This window comes from Paenibacillus sp. 10L310 (assembly GCF_056395745.1).
Window position 1 is genome coordinate 121,448 of the sequence record NZ_JBFTKC010000003.1, and the last position, 18,810, is coordinate 140,257.

Here is an 18,810-nt window from a genome sequence, read left to right on the forward strand (position 1 = left end):
GGTCTTCCTCCCTCATTGTGCCTGCGAAGTTAGTTGTCGGATTCGGATGAGGAGCCCACCCTATAGGTTCTTCATTACATTTGAAACGTTATGTACCCCTAATTCACCCCAAGCAGTGTGCTGTAGATCTTCCCCCTGCACAATCTGCATCGTTACATCCCCCGCACTCCCTGTCCGGAAGTTTCGGCAGAGTTCAATATATCACAATTTTGTAACCTGAACTTGTAGTAATTCTTACCAAATGGTTTTTAGCATGTAAGCATATGTAAGAATACTGGATAATTCAGAAAAGTTGGGCGAACCGACTTCTTTATATTTGGTAACAGAAAAGTTACTTTTACGAATCCATACGTGATTATTATCCATAAAAAAATAGCGCTACCGACTCGAAGTCAGTAACGCTATTTGATCACTTCATTTAGAGTACTTTGGCAAGAAAATCACGTGTACGTGAATTTTTTGGAGCTCCAAACACCTCATCAGGTGTTCCCTCTTCCACAATAACCCCGCCATCCATGAACAGGATTCGGTCTCCCACTTCACGTGCAAAACCCATCTCATGCGTTACGATGACCATCGTCATCCCGCCTTCTGCAAGACGTTTCATGACATCCAGCACTTCGCCGACCATCTCAGGGTCCAGTGCCGACGTAGGCTCGTCAAACAGCATCACATGCGGCTGCATGGCCAATGCTCTAGCAATGGCGATCCGCTGCTTCTGTCCACCAGACAGCTGATTCGGGAATGTATCTTTTTTATCGTACAAGCCTACGGTGTTAAGCAGATCAGCGGCAATTTTCTCCGCTTCCTGAGTGGATTGTTTCTTTACTTTAATCGGAGCAATCGTAATGTTTTGCTCTACCGTTTTGTGTGGGAACAGGTTGAAGTGCTGGAACACCATGCCCATTTTCTCACGAGTTGCGTTAATGTTATGCTTGGGGTCCGTGATTGACACGCCTTCAAAATCAATCTCTCCTGAGGTAGGCTGTTCCAGCAGGTTCAAACAACGCAAGAACGTACTTTTACCTGAACCGGAAGGACCGATAACCACGACAACCTCACCTTTGCCAATCGTCACGTTTATGCCCTTAAGCACATCGTTATTTCCATAAGATTTGTGTAATTGTCTAACGTCTATCACTTGCACTCAACTTCCTTTCCAGTCGTCCCAGCAGCTTGGACAAAATGAACGTCATTACAAAGTAGATGGCTGCTGCAATCAAAAATGGACTCAAGCCTTGGTACGTAATGTTCTTGACTACACTTGCCTGATACATAATATCCACCATACCGATAACGGAGATAATGGAGGATTCTTTGATGATAGTTATGAATTCATTACCGATCGCTGGTAATACAGCTTTGAAGGCTTGTGGCAATATGATATAACGCATCGCGGCGCCTCTTCCCATACCTAATGAACGCGCTGCCTCCAACTGACCACGATCCACACCTTGGATACCTGCACGGAAAATCTCCGCCAGATAGGCACCACTATTGATTGAAAGTGTAATGATACCTGCCTGAAGTGCAGTGAAGTTAATGCCAAAGCTCAGAGAAAAACCATAGTAAATAATCATCAATTGTACCAGCATCGGTGTGCCACGGATCACTTCAACGTATGCCGTACCGATCCAGCGCAAGATTGCAGCGTCATGCAAACGGAACAAACAGATGATCAATCCAATAATTACCCCGAAGATAACCCCAAGTGCAGACAACAGAAGTGTGTATCCTACACCTGTAGCATAGAAACTTTTGTACTCCCAGAATACTTGGAAAATATTTTGTGATTTGTTCGCTTTATCCGCCATCAAGAGGCTGGCGTCCGTCACCATCTGATTGATTTTATCTTCGCTTTTCAGTCGCTCTAGTGTTCCATTTACTGCAGCTAGCAGCTCGGTATTACCTTTACGAATCCCGATTGCCGCTTCTGCTTGCTCTTCGTCCGGAACAGCAGCAGCAAGTCCAATGATATCGTCCAGATAACCTACAGCAACGGTATCTTCAACGATTGCCGCGTCAATGCGTTTTGTTTGCAGTTGAAGCACGATATCCGAGATTTTATCCAGCGCAGTAAGCTTCGCTCCTGGAATACTCTGTCCGATCGTTTCCTGAATGGAGCCTTTCTGAACGCCAATCTTCGCATTTTCAAGTTCTGCCATGGTTGGATATTTGTCTTTATCCACATTGCGAACCATAATCACTTGTTTTGATTTATAATAGGTGTCGGAAAAATCGATACTTTTCTTCCGCTCATCCGTCGGCGTCATACCTGAAATCACCAGATCAACACGCCCGCTCTGCAATGAAGGCAGAAGACCGTCGAAGCCCATATCCTCAATCACAAGCTCAGCGCCAAGATCTTTGGCAATCTCTTTGGCGATCTCAATATCGAAGCCGACGATTTCATCTTTGCCATTAATCACTTTATGGAATTCATATGGTGCAAAATCGGCACTTGTACCGAGCACCAGCTTTTTACTGCTTGAATTATCTGTAGTTCCACTTGCAAGTGCCACAGGAACGGCAGTCGTCAGCAGAATAACAAAGGTCAACAGCATCATGGTGTAACGACTTATTAATTTCAACCTTTTTCTCTCCCCTTACAATACTTTGTATGCTTCTCATGTTGATGACTGAGTCATTATAAAGTACAATGCATGATTATGCAATGCATTTTGACATTACAAATCTTGACTTGTTTCTGAAAAAATGAAGCAAACATGAAATAATCAATGAATTATTTTCATTTTTGCATAAGGAGTTTACTAATGACAGCTAACAAATCACAAATTCTGACGGTTATTGATCAATATGCTTCCCGTTTTAAAGCCATTTCATCATATATCGGTGCCAACCCCGAACTGGGAAATGAAGAGTTCCTTGCTTCTGCTCGTCTAAAAGAAGAACTTGTCTATCACGGGTTCACTGTAGAGGCTCCTATCCTTGGACTAGACACAGCCTTTATCGGAACCTATTCAGCCGCCAAACCAGGCCCTACCATTGCTTTATTGTGCGAATATGACGCCTTGCCGGAGATCGGTCACGCTTGTGGTCACCATCTGATCTGTATGATGAGTCTTGGGGCCGCTGTTGGGCTAAAATCTATTCTGGATGAAGTAGGTGGAACCATTAAAGTGTTTGGTACCCCCGCTGAAGAGACACGTGGTGCCAAAGTTCCGATGGCTGAAGCAGGTTTGTTCGATGACTGTGACGTCGCTCTCATGGCGCATCCATATTATGCCTACGAAAAGTCAGGCAGCTCGCTGGCTATTGATGCTGTGCAATTTGAATTCCATGGCCGATCTTCACATGCCGCTGCAAGTCCGCACGAAGGTATTAATGCACTTGATGCTGTCATTCAAACGTTCAACGGGATTAATGCATTCCGTCAACAAGTGAAAAGCACCGTTCGGATTCATGGTGTGATCAACAACGGAGGTCAGGCAGCAAATATCATTCCTGACTATGCTTCTGCGCAATTTTATGTACGGGCAGCAACTCGTAAAGAACTGAATATCCTCACAGAACGTGTGATTCAGATCGCTGAAGGTTCTGCTCTCCAGACAGGATGCAAGCTGGTGACATCCAACTATGAAACGTCCTATGACGAGATGATTACCAATGAAGCATTCTCAGTTGCGTTTAGTCAAAATCTGATGGAACTTGGAATCCCGCAAGAAGAGATTGTGAGTGGTAATGATCACGGCTCTATGGACATCGGTAACGTTTCCCTGAAATGTCCTGCAATTCATCCCTACATTCGTGTTGTAGACGAGGTGCATACACTGCACTCCATAGCCTTCCGTGACCTTGCACTTCAGGAGCGTGCGCTGGATGGCATGATTCTGGGAGCCAAGGCACTTGCAACAACAGCCTATGACGTACTGAGCCAGCCAGAGCTGCTTCAAACCATCCGCACGGAGTTCGAGCAAGCTATTCGCTAAAATTCACTTTCAACATGTTATATAGGGGTGCCCTGAACAATCTTGAATTCCAAGCTGTTCAGGGCACCCTTTTTTCTAAATTAGCTGTAAGTATATTCAGCACAAAGCTGGAAATGCTGTGAAAGAAACCTTTGAAAACGATGAAAATAATACATTTTATTACAGTAAATGTGATTTGTTTGCTGGCTAACTTGGTTAATTATAACTATAAGTGTGTGTTCAAAAGACCGGTTTTCAGTACCGAGAAGATGGGATGAAGCGGTCTTTTGAACAACCTCTATAACTTATCTTATATTCAGGAGGTGCTGTCATGCTGCTCGAAGCCATGTATCATGTTCCTCGTGACAAATGGGCTTATGCTTATAATTCGTCTACCATACATCTGCGCGTACGAACCAAACGTAATGATGTGCAATACGTGACTGCACTGACCGGAGATAAGTACGATTGGAATGGAACGTACAAGGAAATTCAATTGGAGAAGGCTGCTTCGGATAACATGTTTGATTATTGGGAGGCTGCCGTCAAGCCACAATTCAAACGTCTCACTTATATATTTCGGATAACTGCCGGTTCAGAAGATGTGTTTCTTGCGGATAATGGAATTCATTATGAGACCCCCTATCCAACTGGAGGATATTATGAGTTCTCGTATATACATGAAATTGATCTGTTTAAGGTGCCCGAGTGGGCCAAAGAAGCCGTCTTTTATCAGATCATGACGGAACGGTTTGCTAATGGAGATCCCAAGCTGAATCCAAAAGAAACCCATGACTGGGGTGGCAAACCTGAGTTGGACAATTATTTTGGTGGAGATCTGCAAGGTGTGCTGGATCATCTGTATGACTTAACTGAACTTGGCGTGAACGCCATTTACTTTACCCCGTTATTCCAGGCCAATTCCTACCACAAATACGACACGATTGATTATAAAAAAGTCGACCCCCATTTCGGTGATAATGCCCTGCTTAAACAATTGACAGAAGAATGTCATCGCCTGGGTATACGTGTCATGCTTGACGCGGTGTTTAACCATTGCAGCGAAGACTTCCCTCCTTTTCAAGACGTTCTCCAGAATGGCAAAAACTCTAAGTATGCCGATTGGTTCCACATCAATGAATATCCGGTTCAGATCAAGGATGGTATACCAACCTACGATACATTTGGGTTCTATGGCAACATGCCCAAGTTCAATACAGCCAACCCTGAGGTTAAGGCATATCTACTTGATGTAGCTGAGTACTGGATCAAAGAAATTAAGCTGGATGGGTGGCGTCTGGATGTAGCAAATGAGGTGGACAACCATTTCTGGCGTGATTTTCGCAAGGTTGTTAAGGCAGCGAACCCTGAAGCCTATATTGTTGGAGAAGTATGGAGCGACTCCTTGACCTGGCTTATGGGAGATCAATTCGATTCCGTCATGAATTATCCATTTGCCGACAAAGTGCTTCAGTTCTTCTGTGGTTCAATGGACGGTTATCATTTTGCCAACGAGATGGGTTCACTGATTATGCGCTATCCGCAACAAACCAACGAAGTGATCTTTAATATGCTGTGCAGCCACGATACCCCACGACTGCTCACCCGGTTAGGAGAAGACAAACGACGATTAAAATTGTCGGTTGTATTTCTTTTCACCTATATCGGTACACCTTGTATCTTCTATGGCGACGAAGTTGGGATTAGTGGTGATGCTGACCCGGATTGTCGAAAATGTATGGAATGGGACCCAGCCAAGCAAGACAGAGAATTGTATGATTTCTATCGTCTGATGATCGATCTACGCAAAAGCAATGAAGCCCTTCGCAAAGGACGCTTCCGATTCCTCAAGGCTGATCACAATGATCCCTGTATCGTGTACGAGCGTGTGGATGACAACCTTCACTTTACCGTATGGATGAACAATACACCTCAAGATCGAACGCTTTCTCATCCCATGGAAACAAAAGACTGGAAAGATGCATTAACTGAAGAGCCTGTGTTTCCAGCCGATGGAATGATGAACATTAAGCTTGACCCCTATGGGTATCGCATTTTGTACAGACAGCTTGATCCGGCAACTATCCAACACAACTGAGGTTTAAATTCTAAACAGTCATATAAAAGAAAAGAAAAACACTTCCACCGTCTCAGATGATACTTCATTCTGAACTTTGGAAGTGTTTTTTTGGATGAGAAAAAGCCACAGCATCATGTGCTGTGACTCATTCAAGACTACATCAATTTACAAGGTCAAGTGTGATCCGACGATAAATATCCATATATTCTTCAGCTGAGACATTCCAGCTGTATTCTCCGCCCATTGCATTTTTCACAATTTTCTTCCAGTGTTCTGGCTGTTTGTAGATCTCCTCAGCACGCCGAATGGTATTCATCATGTCATGTGCATTAAAGCTCGAGAATGAGAAACCATTCCCTTCTCCAGTAAACTCATTGTATGCCTGCACAGTGTCGTTCAGACCGCCTGTTTCCCTTACGAGAGGCACACTACCGTACCGCAGAGCCAGTAACTGACTAATACCACACGGTTCGAATCTGGATGGCATCAGGAAGATATCACTGCCTGCATAAAACCGACGGGATAACCCGTCGTTGAACTTGATCTGTGCAGACATTTTAAGTGGATAACGATTCGCGGCTTCACGGAACCAGTGTTCATAGGACTGCTCCCCTGTTCCAAGTACAGCGAATTGAATATCATCATAATACAACAATTCATCCAGGATACGGCAGACCAAGTCAAGTCCTTTGGAATCCACAAGCCTTGTGACCATGACCATAAGAGGTACATCAGGACGAACAGGAAGTCCAAGTTCCTTTTGCAGCTCAATTTTGTTTTCCGTTTTCTTGGACAGACTTGTTCTGTATTTCACCGGGATCTTGGTGTCTGTAGCCGGGTTGTAACTCTTGGTATCAATGCCATTTACAATCCCGCTGAATCGATCTCCAAGTGAACTGAGCAGTCCGTCCAGACCGTATCCGTAATAAGATGTTTTCACTTCCTGTGCGTAAGTTGGACTAACGGTTGTTACATGGTCAGCGTAGACAATTCCAGCCTTCAGGAAGTTGACATTACCGTAATACTCGGCTCCATCCACGGTGAAATATCGATCGTCCAGCTCAAGGATATCACTGAATAACTGATGCGGGAATACCCCTTGATACAACAAGTTATGTATGGTGAATACCGTACGAATATCACTGTAGAATGGATCGTGTCTGTAATGGGCTTCAAGCACCAAAGGAATCATTCCTGCATGCCAGTCATGACTGTGCAGCACGTCAGGCTTGAAATCAATCTGTGGCAACACTTCGAGAACTGCACGGTTGAAGAAGGCGAAACGCTCGCCATCATCCATATAACCGTACACTCCATCACGCCCAAAATAATACTCATTATCCACAAAATAGACTGGAATTCCATCATGAACCAGCATTTCTATTCCACAATAGGGCCTGCGCCAGCCAAGAGGCACATCCGTTGTAATTACGGGCTGTAACGCGTCTTTATACTCATCGGGAATCCCCTTGTACTTAGGCATAATCACCCGCACATCTGCCCCGCTCTTCTTCAATGCAAACGGGAGAGCACCGATTACGTCAGCAAGGCCTCCTGTTTTGATAAATGGATGTACTTCAGCAGCAGCAAATAGAATATTCATGCCTTTGTCCTCCTCTTCGGTTTGAGCGTGTTGCTTTCATTTTTATTCTTCGTTTTTGAACTGACGGAAGTTATACTCGCAGGTGATTCATCCGTTTTCCGACGTGTGTTCTTTTTTAGAATCACGATGCTAAGCGGAGGTAATACCAATTCGAGACTATGCGGATGCCCATGAAAAGGAATCTTTTCGGTAGGCAGTTGCATATCATTAGTAATGCCTGAACCGCCGTAAACGGAATGGTCACTGTTCAGTACTTCGGTATACATACCGGGACGCATGACACCAATCCGGTAACGCTCCCGCTTGACCGGCTGAAAGTTAATGAGCACAAGGAGTGTATCCGTAGGTTTTTTTCCTTTGCGTACGTATGAAATGACACTCTGGTCCTGATCATCCGGAGTGATCCATTCATAACCGTCCAAGGAATGATCAAGCTCCCACAAAGCTTTTTCACTCAAGTACAGGTTAGACAGCTCACGCTCAAACTTATGCAAATTGCGGTGACTGTCATAATCCAGCAAGAACCAATCCAGTTGATCCTCATCTTTCCATTCGATGAACTGGCCAAAGTCTCCACCCATAAACAACAGCTTTTTCCCTGGGAAAGTCATAAAATAGCCCAGAAAAGCACGCATGCCGGCAAATTTCTGCTCATAGGTTCCTGGCATCTTGTCGAGGAGCGACTTTTTGCCATGAACAACCTCGTCATGTGACAGAGGTAGCACATAATTTTCAGCAAAGGAGTATACGACCGGGAAAGTCAGCAAATGATGTTTGGAAGGACGCTCATGAAAATCAGATTCCATGTAATCAAGCGTATCGTTCATCCAGCCCATGTTCCATTTGTAGTTGAAACCCAGACCACCTTCATCTACAGGTAAAGTCACCATTGGCCATGCACTGGATTCTTCAGCCATCATCAATGCATAAGGGAAATACTTGAACACCGTCTCATTCAGTTGTTGCAAAAAGGCTACAGCTTCCTTGTTCTCAAGACCACCTTCATCATTGGTACGATATTGTCCTGGCTGCTTCTCAAAATCAAGCCGTAGCATACTCGTAACCGCATCAACACGGAGTCCGTCAAAATGATACATCTCCATCCAATATAATGCATTGGAGATCAGAAATGAACGAATCTCAGGTTTCGAGTAGTCAAAGCTAAGTGTGCCCCAGCCCGGCTTCTCTGCTAACATCGGATCTGCATACTCATACAAAGGCGTACCATCAAACATACGCAACCCATGAGCGTCTTTGGCAAAATGTGCAGGTACCCAATCCAGCAATACGCCAATCCCAGCCTGATGTAGTGTATCCACTAGATACATCAGATCTTTTGGATGCCCATAACGACTGGTGGGCGCATAAAACCCTGTGTTTTGGTAACCCCACGAAAGGTCATATGGATGCTCACTGAGGGGCATCATTTCAACATGTGTATATTTCATTTCTAATAAGTAAGGAACAAGCAAATCAGCCATCTCACGATAACTATAGAGGCTTCCGTCTTCTTTGCGCTTCCAGGTTCCCATGTGCATTTCGTAAATATGTAGAGGTTTGTTATACATGGCACGTTGTTTGCGTCTCCAGGCTCCATCATTCCATTTGTACCCTTCGATTGAACTGGTGACAGAGGCTGTCTGAGGTCGAACCTCTGCTTGAAACGCATATGGGTCCGCTTTGAGCAATTCTGTTCCATCTTCCGTTAATATACGGAACTTGTATAAAGTTCCTTCGCTAATTTCCGGAAAAAAACGACTCCAAAATCCTGATTCGGGTATCTTATATAAAGGTTCCTTTTCGCCTTTCCATTCATTGCGGTCCAGAGCCAGTCCTACTTCTACGGCATTTGGTGCCCACACGGTAAAGCGATACCCCCGAAGGCCATCGCAAGTCTCAGGCTGCGCGCCCAACATTCGATAACTGTGATGAAGGTTACCTTCATGAAATAAATAAATATGCTCCGGCAATATGTCCGGGTGTGCTAACGGTTGAATGGCCAAGAGATCACCTTCTTCTCAAGAAAATAGATATAACAGTAACCATTACCCCAGTCTAGCCAAGTTGAAAAGAAAAATGCGGTGGTTTAGAAAATGTTGTCTTTTTTCTGAATTTTTACAGTAACAATCGTTTCATCTGCTCTACTTTGCGTTAATGATGTACTACAATGCACAATATTTTGGGAGGGAAACGATTATGTTTAATAAAGATTGCATCGCTATGCTGTTGGCGGGAGGAGAAGGGAAGCGATTAGCCCCTTTAACCTCGAGTATCGCAAAACCCGCTGTACCGTTTGGCGGGCACTACCGGATCATCGATTTTCCTCTCAGTAACTGCGTAAACTCAGGGATCGATACTGTAGGAGTATTGACGCAGTACCAAGCGGAATCTTTACACGATCACATCGGTGGAGGAGAACCATGGGGACATGGCAACTCAAGTGAGGCAGGAATATCCTTGCTTCCATCTTATCATACAGGAAATGACGAATACTTGGGAACGGCGGATGCTATTTATAAAAATATCGACTATATTGATCAACAAAACCCCGAAAATGTTCTAATTTTGTCGGGTGACCATATTTATCATATGAATTATCGCGATATGTTGGAGGCTCATCAAGCCAATAATGCCGCAGCAACGATTTCAGTTATGGAAGTTCCATGGGATGAAGCACATCGCTTTGGGATCATGGCTGCCGATGCTGATTTGCGTGTAACCGAGTTTGCCGAGAAACCGGCTGAACCAAAAAGTAATCTGGCTTCAATGGGCATTTACATGTTCAAATGGGATTATCTGAAACGCCATCTCTTGCAAGATGCCGCTAACCCTGAATCCAGTCATGACTTCGGTAAAGATGTTATTCCTCAAATGTTGAACGAAAATAATCCCCTCTTTGTCTATAATTTTAATGGTTATTGGAAAGACGTAGGTACGGTTAAGAGCCTTTGGGATGCACATATGGATCTGTTACACAACGAGGAAGACTGGAGTCTGCAAAAAGAAAACTGGCCGATGTTTACTCGCGACTGGCGCTCCAAGCCAAGTGCTTACAAAGCAAGACATACAAAGATCGAACATGTTACTTCCATGATTCACGACTCTTGTGCAATCGAAGGTCGTTCAGAACGTTCCGTTATCTTCTGCGGTGCAGAAGTGGGTAAAGGCTCTGAGGTTAAAGACAGTGTTGTTATGCCTAACGCACGCATAGGCCGTGGGGTTCACATCGAACGCGCCATCATCGGTGAAGGTGCAATAATCAAGGACGGTGCAATCGTTAAAGGTACAGCAGATGAAATTGTGGTCGTTGGACCTAACGAGATCGTCTCTGCCAAACCGGCTGTCCGTACGCAACCTGTTCGTATGTTGAAAGAAGTATATGAGAAAAGTGGGCGCCTGCGCACTGGCGAACTTTCTTCATAAGAATATGCAAAAAAGGTGGGCCTTGGATGGCTCACCTTTTTTGTGTTGGTATGGATATTATAAAGCGTACATGCTCGATCATCAGATAGAAAAATCTCTTATCTTTTACAACCTTAAGACTTTTCTAGATCTGATTTTGTATCGCTTGCTGTTCGCTCATCTGTGACTTCAGCATCACCAGATTGTGTTACAGATTCTTCTGGACCCATCTCCTCAGCCACAGCCGGTAACGTAACCGTAACGGTTGTCCCCGATCCGAGTTCACTCTGCATCGTGATCGTTCCCTCATGCAGTTCTACCAGTTCCTGCGTAATCGCAAGACCTAGTCCCGTTCCCCCATTTTGATGATTCACCTGGAAGAAACGGTCCCGTACTTTAATTAAATGTTCTTCACTAATTCCGATACCGGTGTCCTGAACAGCTGCAATGATCTGACCATTCTCCTCTTTGACCGACAAGAAGATCCAGGAATTCTCATGTGAAAATTTGATCGCATTGTCCACAACATTCAGGAAGACTTGTTTCAGTCGGTTACCGTCTCCATGGACATTATAAGCACGAGTCTCGTCCGTTTCCAACTTGAGATGGACCTGTTTTTGTTCCGCTTTGGCCCAGACATTCAACATCGTTTCCTGTACAATTTCACGAATGTTGACCGTTCCTTTGACCAGCTTCATCTGATTCTGCTGCAATTTGGAGAAATCCAGCATCTCTTCAACAAGTCCAATCAGTCGTTCGGTTTCCTTGGAGATAATACCCATACCGATACGGGTTTCTTCCGGATCATAACCACCTGAATCCAGTGTCTCGCTCCAGCCTTTGATACTGGTCAAAGGTGTTCTTAATTCATGTGAGATCGAAGAGATAAAATCATCCTTGATCTGATTACTCCGCACAATCTCATGTGCCATGAAGTTAAGTGTTGATGCCAATTCGCCCAGTTCGTGCTTATAATTCCCCTTAACCCTGACATCCAGCCGTCCTCTAGCCATTTGGGCAGATACTGCGGTGATGTTGTTAATTGGACGTACAATGGAATTTGCCATACCAATACTGATGATCAACACTATAGCAAGCACGCCAACACCGACGGCAGCGGCGAGTAGTCCCATATTCAACAGCTTTGAATTCACATCTTCAAGTGATGTCAGATATCGAATAACATAAGTATTTTCGCCGCCCAGATCAAACTTGTGTGAAACGGCCATGACGGATTCTCCAGTACCTGGTTGTCTTCCAATCCAGCGTCCCATATCCCCATTCAGAGCCTGCATAATATCACTGGTTTGTAGCACAGCACGGTCAGATTCAAAAGCAGTTGAACTCGCCAATACGCGCCCGTTCAGATCCAAAATTTCCAATTCAGTATTGGACAATGCCAAGTTCACAAGGAGTCTAGACAGATTATTGCCATCCTCCGTAGTATTCTCACGAGCGATCGGCTCGAAAAAGTCCTTTGAATTAGAAATGTGGGTACTAATCGTATTGTAGATACTCTCATAATAATACCTTTGAACTGCCAACATAAATACGAATTCGACCAACAGCAGAGCGAGAAAAACTACAAAGAAATAATGTAGTACGATCTGCCGAGTAATGCCTTTTTTAATCATTGCTCCCGGCCCTTCCATTTGTACCCGTGACCCCATACTGTCTGCAGGTATTCGGGCTCGGAAGGATTGTTCTCAATTTTCTGACGCAGACGACGAATGTTGACATCCACAATTTTGGGATCACCCATGTACTCTTTTCCCCATACGTGATCTAACAATACATCGCGGCTGAGCGGTGTATTTTCTTTTTCCAGGAAAAACTGAATCAAGGAAAACTCCGTTGGAGTCAACTCAATGGCTTCATTCTGTTTTTTGAATTGCTTTGAGATCAGGTCCAGTGAAAATGGCCCGGACTGGAACGTAACCTTTGCCGCAGTTTCCCGATGCACGTTCACGCGGCGTAACAATGACTGAATACGTGCAATCAACTCTGTTGGGCTGAAAGGCTTGCTGACGTGATCATCTGCACCAACGGAGAGTGCGTACACTTTATCCTGTTCCTGCACTTTCGCTGTCAGAAAGATGATGCCCAGACGTTCATTGGTTTCACGGATCCGTCGACACACCTCGAATCCATCAATACCTGGTACCATAACATCCAGCAGAGCCAGATCAATATCTGGTACTGTCTGCAGTATGCGAAGCGCTTCATGACCGTCACCCGCTTCAAGCACTTCGAATCCGTTTCTCTTTAAATTAATCACTATAAAACTGCGGATGGATTCTTCATCCTCAAGAATAAGTACTTTACTCATTAAGTTCTCCCTTTCTATTCAGCTGAGAAGTATTGCTCAGTGCATCTTTACCCGCCTCTGATTGTGCTACCCGTGAAGCAATAACCCGATCTTTGGTACGCGTAATTTCCTTCCAGCTTTTACCCTTCTCCTGTTCCCACTTGGAAAGGGTGAAATATTTGATCTCTGCTACGGTTTCGTCCGTATCAATCATTTTAAATCGAATATATTTTTCCTTTTCCGATTTGGTATCAATAGTGATCTTACCGTACCACTCTGGCTTGAGGTTTAGATGGAATAAATCAGCATCATCCCGGAATTGGAATGAGACAAATTTCTTGCTATCTTTGCCATCCCACTGATAATAGGTGTAAAACCACAACCGAGAGTCAAATACGTAATGCTCCCAACCTTTTGGAGTCTCTTTGAGCCCAAACTCAATAATACCATCATTATCAACATCACCGCTTAAAATTTTGTCATCTCTATACGTTTGATCCGGTGATTTGAAAGCATTGACTAACTTGTTATCTTTAACATACATAATTTGCGAGAAGGAACTCCGATCATCCAGCTCGGCATCCAGTACAATGCCCATCTGTCCTTTGGCAATCTCTCCGCCCAGAGCATTATAAACTTCTTTAACGGTATAATCGGTCTGCACCCGATCTACTTCCTTGAAGCTGCCATCTTCGTACTGATATAACGCAATCGTTGCAAAACCGCTGTTGTTCAGCGAAATGATAACAAAATCACTTTTACCATCTCCGCTCAAATCCAGCGTGTTCCCCTGCGCATCATCAATGATATATTGATTATACGGAACTCCACCCAAGACCTGCTCCAGTGCCCCGCCCTTGTAGGAATATGCAGTCAGGGCTTTCTGCTCCTGCAGGCTTACACCAAGAATAATATCCGGATTTCCGTCATTCGTAATATCCAATACTTTAAAGGATTGCAACTCATTTCCCGGCACATCAAATGTAAGTTTTTTAACCCATGTGCCTCCCTGCTCTTCCAAAATCATGCCATGGATTCGCACATTCTCATTAGGTGTCTCATAAAAAACAATCGCTTCCCGAGTTCCATCCCCATTCAGGTCTTCCACCCGAATCATGCTGGTATTATTCATATCCTTGGGACGAATCAATGTACTCTCTGGCGGCAGTTTAACCTGAACCACGTTGTACAGTTTCTCCTTATCGGTGGACATCATTGGTTTTCTCATCAAACCCTTGGGGTCACTTATGACTGTGCATCCGCTTAGAACAGAACCAAGCATAATTGCCATAGTTCCTGCTGCTACAAAGCGTCCCCACCGTGAATTAAACAATCTCATCACTCTTTTCAATAGTTTAAATCTGGTTTTTTTCTTGCTGTGTCAGTCTTCGTCCACGAATATCAAAAGCAATCTTGCCTTCTGCCAATCCCCAGATCCGTGTGGCATGTTTCTCAGCAAGCTCAATAGGCAGTACTGCAATGACTGTTGCACGTTCTTCTTCACATAATTTGCGCAGCGTTTCCAGCACCGAATCTGCTGTGTGAGGGTCAAGACCAATCACTGGTTCATCCGCCAAAACGACTTTGGCACCGTGAGCAAGTGCTCTTGCAATAGCAACACGCTGCTTCTCGCCACCACTGAGCTTCTCTGCTATTTGATGTGCTTTATCAAGTAATCCCAATCCTTCGAGATAATCCATAGCACCCATATAGTCATCGGAACGTACCATACCGGTTACCATTCTCCATACAGGAGTCTGACCCGATCGTCCGATTAATACATTTTTAAGAGCCGTACGTCTAGGAAATAATTCTGGATTTTGTTCCAAGTATGCCCATTCCCGTTTGATTTTCCGTTTTCCAGACCAGCCTTCTTTCAAAATCTCGGCGCCATCCACCGTAAACCGGCCGGAATCCCATTTTTCCATCATGGCCAAACATTTAAGCAACATGCTTTTACCGCTACCGCTTGAGCCAACTACAGCTATCATTTCACCCTGTTGCATATCAAATCGAATATCCCGTAGAACGGGAACGCGGTCCACGCCAACGGATTTACTCAAGTTCTCTACTCTGATCATCGCGATGTCTCCTCTTGTCCATGTTTTTCCCTACCACTAGTGTACTCGGAAATGGACATCAATTTCCATGCGAACACCAGCTTCTATTTTAACACAGATTCGAACTCAGGTTTACGACGAAATAATATACCTGCCAAGCCGAAAAGAAGGTACAGGATTCCGAGCAAGGTGAACATGCTTCCGGGTGAAATCCAGTTGATCATCTGACCACCCAGATTCGGCCCAATAATACTTCCAATCGTGAAATGAAAGGAAGCAACGACGTTGGCTGCAGGCAGCAACACCTTAGGCAAAATGTCTGCGGCATAGGCCAGGCCCAGTGAGAAAAAGGAACCGACCAGGCCGCCTGCGATTGTTAACAATACAAGCGTCCACCAGAAATGCGTACCTGCGACTGGAACCAGCATGAAGATGATTCCCCCGCTGATGCCCGCAAACATCAATATCTTCTTCCGCCCATATCGGTCACTCAACATTCCGAGAGGTAATTGAAGGAACAAACCTCCAATCCCGATAAAAGGAAGCAACGACGAAATCTGATTGGTATCGAATCCAATACGCAACCCATACACGGGGAAGTTACTATTCATACCCGCTTCCATATATCCGTATAAGAGTGCTGGTAAAAGTGCATACCAGGCCCATGCCAGACTACGACGGAAGCGACGTTCAGGTAGTTGGCCATGCTCTGCTTTTTCCGGTTTTGTATCCGGAAGCTTCATTAATACCAGTATAAGCACTGCTGCTATACAGATGAACAAGACCCAGAAAGGGACAGCATCACCGAAGCCAAGCAGCTTAATTCCCAGCGGACCAATACTGAATCCCAGCCCGTAGGACATGCCATATAGTGATATGTAGCGTCCACGCTTTTCAGGAGCGGTAACAAGTAGCACCCAGAGCTGAGCCGCATAATGAAGTGCGCTGTCTCCTATTCCAACGATCAGACGCAATATGAACCATATTTTAATATCTGGTAAATACGGAAATAGTATTAAAGGGACCATGACTAATATCAGGCCACCTACAATCAACTTTTTGAAACCGAATGCACCCAGTAGTCTCTCCGCAACGAGAGTCATGGCAAAAGAGCCAATGTACAACGCGGCGGCGTTTAATCCGTTTAAACCTGGTGAAACCCCTTTTTGCTCCAAAAAAATCGAAAGCACAGGCAGCAAAAGCCCCTGACTTATTCCCGCCACCACAATAACCGTAATCAAAATGAGATAGTTCGCTGTCGAGTGTGATAGTTTGGGACGAGTAATCGATGACACGAATTCATTCCTCCTGCGAGCACACAAAGAAAAATCGCCATCGCTGACGACTTTTGTATGTTATACATATGGTTTTAAACTGCTATTCAAAGATCAGGGCTTTGCCCCGGACTTGAACATTATAGTGGACAACGCCCTGCAAAACAAGCCATAATAGAGGTTGTTCAAAAAGTTCACTTTTGATTACGAATCATGCCTAGTGGCATCATCAGCTTCGAAGATGAATTTCAGCCGAAATGTCCGTTGCTCACGTAGTTTTCCTACGCTCCGCTACTCCATTTCCATCTTCTTGGTACTGAAAACCAGACTTTTTGAACACGCACTAATCGTACTTAAGTCGCTGCGTACATTTAGATGTGACGGGAGGATTCTGCAACAATATGGCTTATCATGTGAAAATTGATGTTTCACCGATATATGAAATGCTCAACAGCTTTCTGGTTTATGTCACGAAAAAATGGATTCAGCATCTGGATATTGGTCCTGAATGGATTCTGGAAGTGGAAGGCAAACTAAGTTCCAATGTACGAGCTGCGCTCGCACCTGCTGCCACTTGGCCTTTTGATGATTTTGATGTTTTGTTTGCATGGGCAGCCTATCAAAATGATACATCGGAGAATCGTGATTTCCTGGACATGCTTGCCGGAATGACAGCGGAAGACCTGTTTGCACGTGTGTCTCCTCTTCTGCCGGCTCTTACAATAGAAGAATCTACGCGCATTCGGAACAGTTATGTCCCATTATTGCGACTATGGGATGAACACTACTGTCAGAATATGAGCGAAGATCAGCGTGTGTGGCTGGAAGAAGATGCCGAAGAAAAACGCATTTTGCTTGATAAAATGGGCTCTGAACTGCTTATTGAATATGCTACAGCGGGCGTTCTTGTTGAACCGATGCCGGGACTGAACGAAGTCATCCTGTTTCCAACGGTGCACAATCGTCCTATTAATATGTACTGTTTTTATGAGGGTATGATGATCATGCAGTATCCCGTAGATGCACCTGAAGAGAACGAAGACCAGCCACCAACATGTCTTTTACGTTTTACCCATGCGCTGGCTGATCCCGAAAGACTTCGCCTGCTTCGTTACGTATCGGATGAACCCAAATCCCTCGCTGAGATGTGTGAAGAATTAGGTAAAGACGAAGACACGGTCAAAGACCAGGTTATGGCGCTACGCATCGCAGGTCTGCTACGGACCCATCTGCTCGGAAGTAACCGTAAAGAGAAATACAGTATTCGGCCGGATGGCGTATCTGAATTGAATATGTTCCTGGAATCCTATATTCGCATTTAATTTAGTTGAACCATTGTGGATTTACTGGCTACAAGGAGTGAGTTAGATCATGAAAATAATGAAACAACATATTTTGTTTGACCTTGATGATACACTCGTATATTGCAACAAATACTTCAACCTGATTTTGGGAGAATTCTTTGAGAATATGCAAGAGTGGTTTGATGGACATTCTCTGACAACACAAGAGATTCGGGAAAAACAGCTGGAGATCGATGTAACCGGAGTGAACAAGCTTGGTTTTGCGAGTCATCATTTCCCGCAATCCCTGATTGATACCTATCGTTATTTCTCCAGCAAGTTCGCCAGATTAACCTCTCCCAGAGAAGAGTCTTATCTGAGCAAGTTGGGCATGAGTGTATACGACCAGGAGGTTGAACCCTACCCTCATATGGTTGAAACGCTTGAAAACCTTAAAGGTGCTGGACATTCCCTCTACTTATATACCGGCGGCGAAACCGTGATTCAGCAGCGCAAGATTGATCAGATGAAACTCTCGGCTTATTTTGATGATCGGATCTATATCCGACAACACAAAAACGTCGAGGCACTGGAAGGCATTCTGTCTAATGGTCCGTTTGATCGTCGTGCAACATGGATGATTGGCAACTCACTACGCACAGATATTATGCCTGCGGTAAAAGCCGGAATTCACAGCATTTATATCAAACAACCGAATGAATGGCAATACAACATCGTAGAACTTCAGCCTAATCCGGAAACGTCGATGTATACCATCACTGCACTGGAAGAGGTACCAAAAGTCATACACGAAAATATACAACAGCAGCAACAGAAAAGGACCCTTGGATAAGGGTCCTTTTGCTGTATG

14 protein-coding genes and 1 riboswitch are annotated in these 18,810 nt (G+C 44.5%); of the genes, 5 read left to right on the top strand and 9 right to left on the bottom strand.

What is annotated here, in order from left to right; translation table 11 throughout:
• Positions 1 to 2: 2 nt before the first annotated feature.
• Positions 3 to 199, bottom strand: a riboswitch (cyclic di-AMP (ydaO/yuaA leader).
• A gap of 219 nt (positions 200 to 418) precedes the next feature.
• Positions 419 to 1,141 (bottom strand): amino acid ABC transporter ATP-binding protein, encoded by a 723-nt coding sequence (locus AC1DE7_RS09535; RefSeq protein WP_036613682.1) that lies wholly within the window; start codon positions 1,139 to 1,141, stop codon positions 419 to 421.
• The gene (locus AC1DE7_RS09540) at positions 1,128 to 2,591 is read right to left on the bottom strand and encodes an ABC transporter substrate-binding protein/permease (RefSeq protein WP_083677436.1); all 1,464 of its coding nucleotides are present in this window, start codon (positions 2,589 to 2,591) and stop codon (positions 1,128 to 1,130) included. Before AC1DE7_RS09540 ends, AC1DE7_RS09535 begins: the two co-directional genes overlap by 14 nt.
• Before the next feature lie 183 nt (positions 2,592 to 2,774).
• On the opposite strand from AC1DE7_RS09540, the gene AC1DE7_RS09545 reads away from it, so the two are divergent.
• Both AC1DE7_RS09545 and AC1DE7_RS09550 read left to right on the top strand, forming a co-directional pair.
• Positions 2,775 to 3,950, top strand: a complete 1,176-nt coding sequence (locus tag AC1DE7_RS09545) for a M20 family metallopeptidase (RefSeq protein WP_477534234.1) — start codon at positions 2,775 to 2,777, stop codon at positions 3,948 to 3,950.
• A gap of 310 nt (positions 3,951 to 4,260) precedes the next feature.
• A complete protein-coding gene (locus AC1DE7_RS09550; RefSeq protein WP_339282931.1) occupies positions 4,261 to 6,027 on the top strand; it encodes an alpha-glycosidase in 1,767 nt (588 codons plus the stop codon).
• 142 nt (positions 6,028 to 6,169) lie between these two features.
• On the opposite strand, the gene glgA is transcribed toward AC1DE7_RS09550, so the two are convergent.
• A complete protein-coding gene (gene glgA / locus AC1DE7_RS09555; protein ID WP_477534235.1) occupies positions 6,170 to 7,612 on the bottom strand; it encodes a glycogen synthase GlgA in 1,443 nt (480 codons plus the stop codon).
• A complete protein-coding gene (glgB, locus tag AC1DE7_RS09560) occupies positions 7,609 to 9,615 on the bottom strand; it encodes a 1,4-alpha-glucan branching protein GlgB (protein WP_477534236.1) in 2,007 nt (668 codons plus the stop codon). The genes glgA and glgB overlap by 4 nt, the downstream gene beginning before the upstream one ends.
• Before the next feature lie 193 nt (positions 9,616 to 9,808).
• On the opposite strand from glgB, the gene AC1DE7_RS09565 reads away from it, so the two are divergent.
• Positions 9,809 to 11,035 carry a glucose-1-phosphate adenylyltransferase gene (locus tag AC1DE7_RS09565; RefSeq protein ID WP_100527400.1) on the top strand — a complete coding sequence of 409 codons (1,227 nt, stop codon included), beginning with the start codon at positions 9,809 to 9,811 and terminating at the stop codon, positions 11,033 to 11,035.
• A 113-nt stretch (positions 11,036 to 11,148) separates the two neighbouring features.
• On the opposite strand, the gene AC1DE7_RS09570 is transcribed toward AC1DE7_RS09565, so the two are convergent.
• From AC1DE7_RS09570 to AC1DE7_RS09590, 5 genes are all read right to left on the bottom strand, one after another.
• Positions 11,149 to 12,648, bottom strand: coding sequence for a sensor histidine kinase (locus tag AC1DE7_RS09570; protein WP_127547712.1), 1,500 nt, complete (start codon positions 12,646 to 12,648; stop codon positions 11,149 to 11,151).
• Entirely contained in the window at positions 12,645 to 13,343 is a 699-nt protein-coding gene (locus AC1DE7_RS09575) for a response regulator transcription factor (RefSeq protein ID WP_017688086.1), read from the bottom strand. The genes AC1DE7_RS09570 and AC1DE7_RS09575 overlap by 4 nt, the downstream gene beginning before the upstream one ends.
• Positions 13,336 to 14,550, bottom strand: a complete 1,215-nt coding sequence (locus AC1DE7_RS09580; RefSeq protein ID WP_143780983.1) for a hypothetical protein — start codon at positions 14,548 to 14,550, stop codon at positions 13,336 to 13,338. Before AC1DE7_RS09580 ends, AC1DE7_RS09575 begins: the two co-directional genes overlap by 8 nt.
• A 127-nt stretch (positions 14,551 to 14,677) precedes the next feature.
• Positions 14,678 to 15,403 carry a phosphonate ABC transporter ATP-binding protein gene (locus tag AC1DE7_RS09585; protein ID WP_036613671.1) on the bottom strand — a complete coding sequence of 242 codons (726 nt, stop codon included), beginning with the start codon at positions 15,401 to 15,403 and terminating at the stop codon, positions 14,678 to 14,680.
• Positions 15,404 to 15,486: 83 nt separating this feature from the next.
• The gene (locus AC1DE7_RS09590; protein WP_340905164.1) at positions 15,487 to 16,677 is read right to left on the bottom strand and encodes an MFS transporter; all 1,191 of its coding nucleotides are present in this window, start codon (positions 16,675 to 16,677) and stop codon (positions 15,487 to 15,489) included.
• Between the two features lie 380 nt (positions 16,678 to 17,057).
• On the opposite strand from AC1DE7_RS09590, the gene AC1DE7_RS09595 reads away from it, so the two are divergent.
• Positions 17,058 to 17,978 (top strand): ArsR/SmtB family transcription factor, encoded by a 921-nt coding sequence (locus tag AC1DE7_RS09595; protein ID WP_036613670.1) that lies wholly within the window; start codon positions 17,058 to 17,060, stop codon positions 17,976 to 17,978.
• 49 nt (positions 17,979 to 18,027) lie between these two features.
• Positions 18,028 to 18,792: an HAD family hydrolase gene (locus AC1DE7_RS09600; RefSeq protein WP_047843374.1), complete on the top strand. Its 765-nt coding sequence runs from the start codon at positions 18,028 to 18,030 to the stop codon at positions 18,790 to 18,792.
• The last annotated feature ends 18 nt before the right edge of the window (positions 18,793 to 18,810 follow it).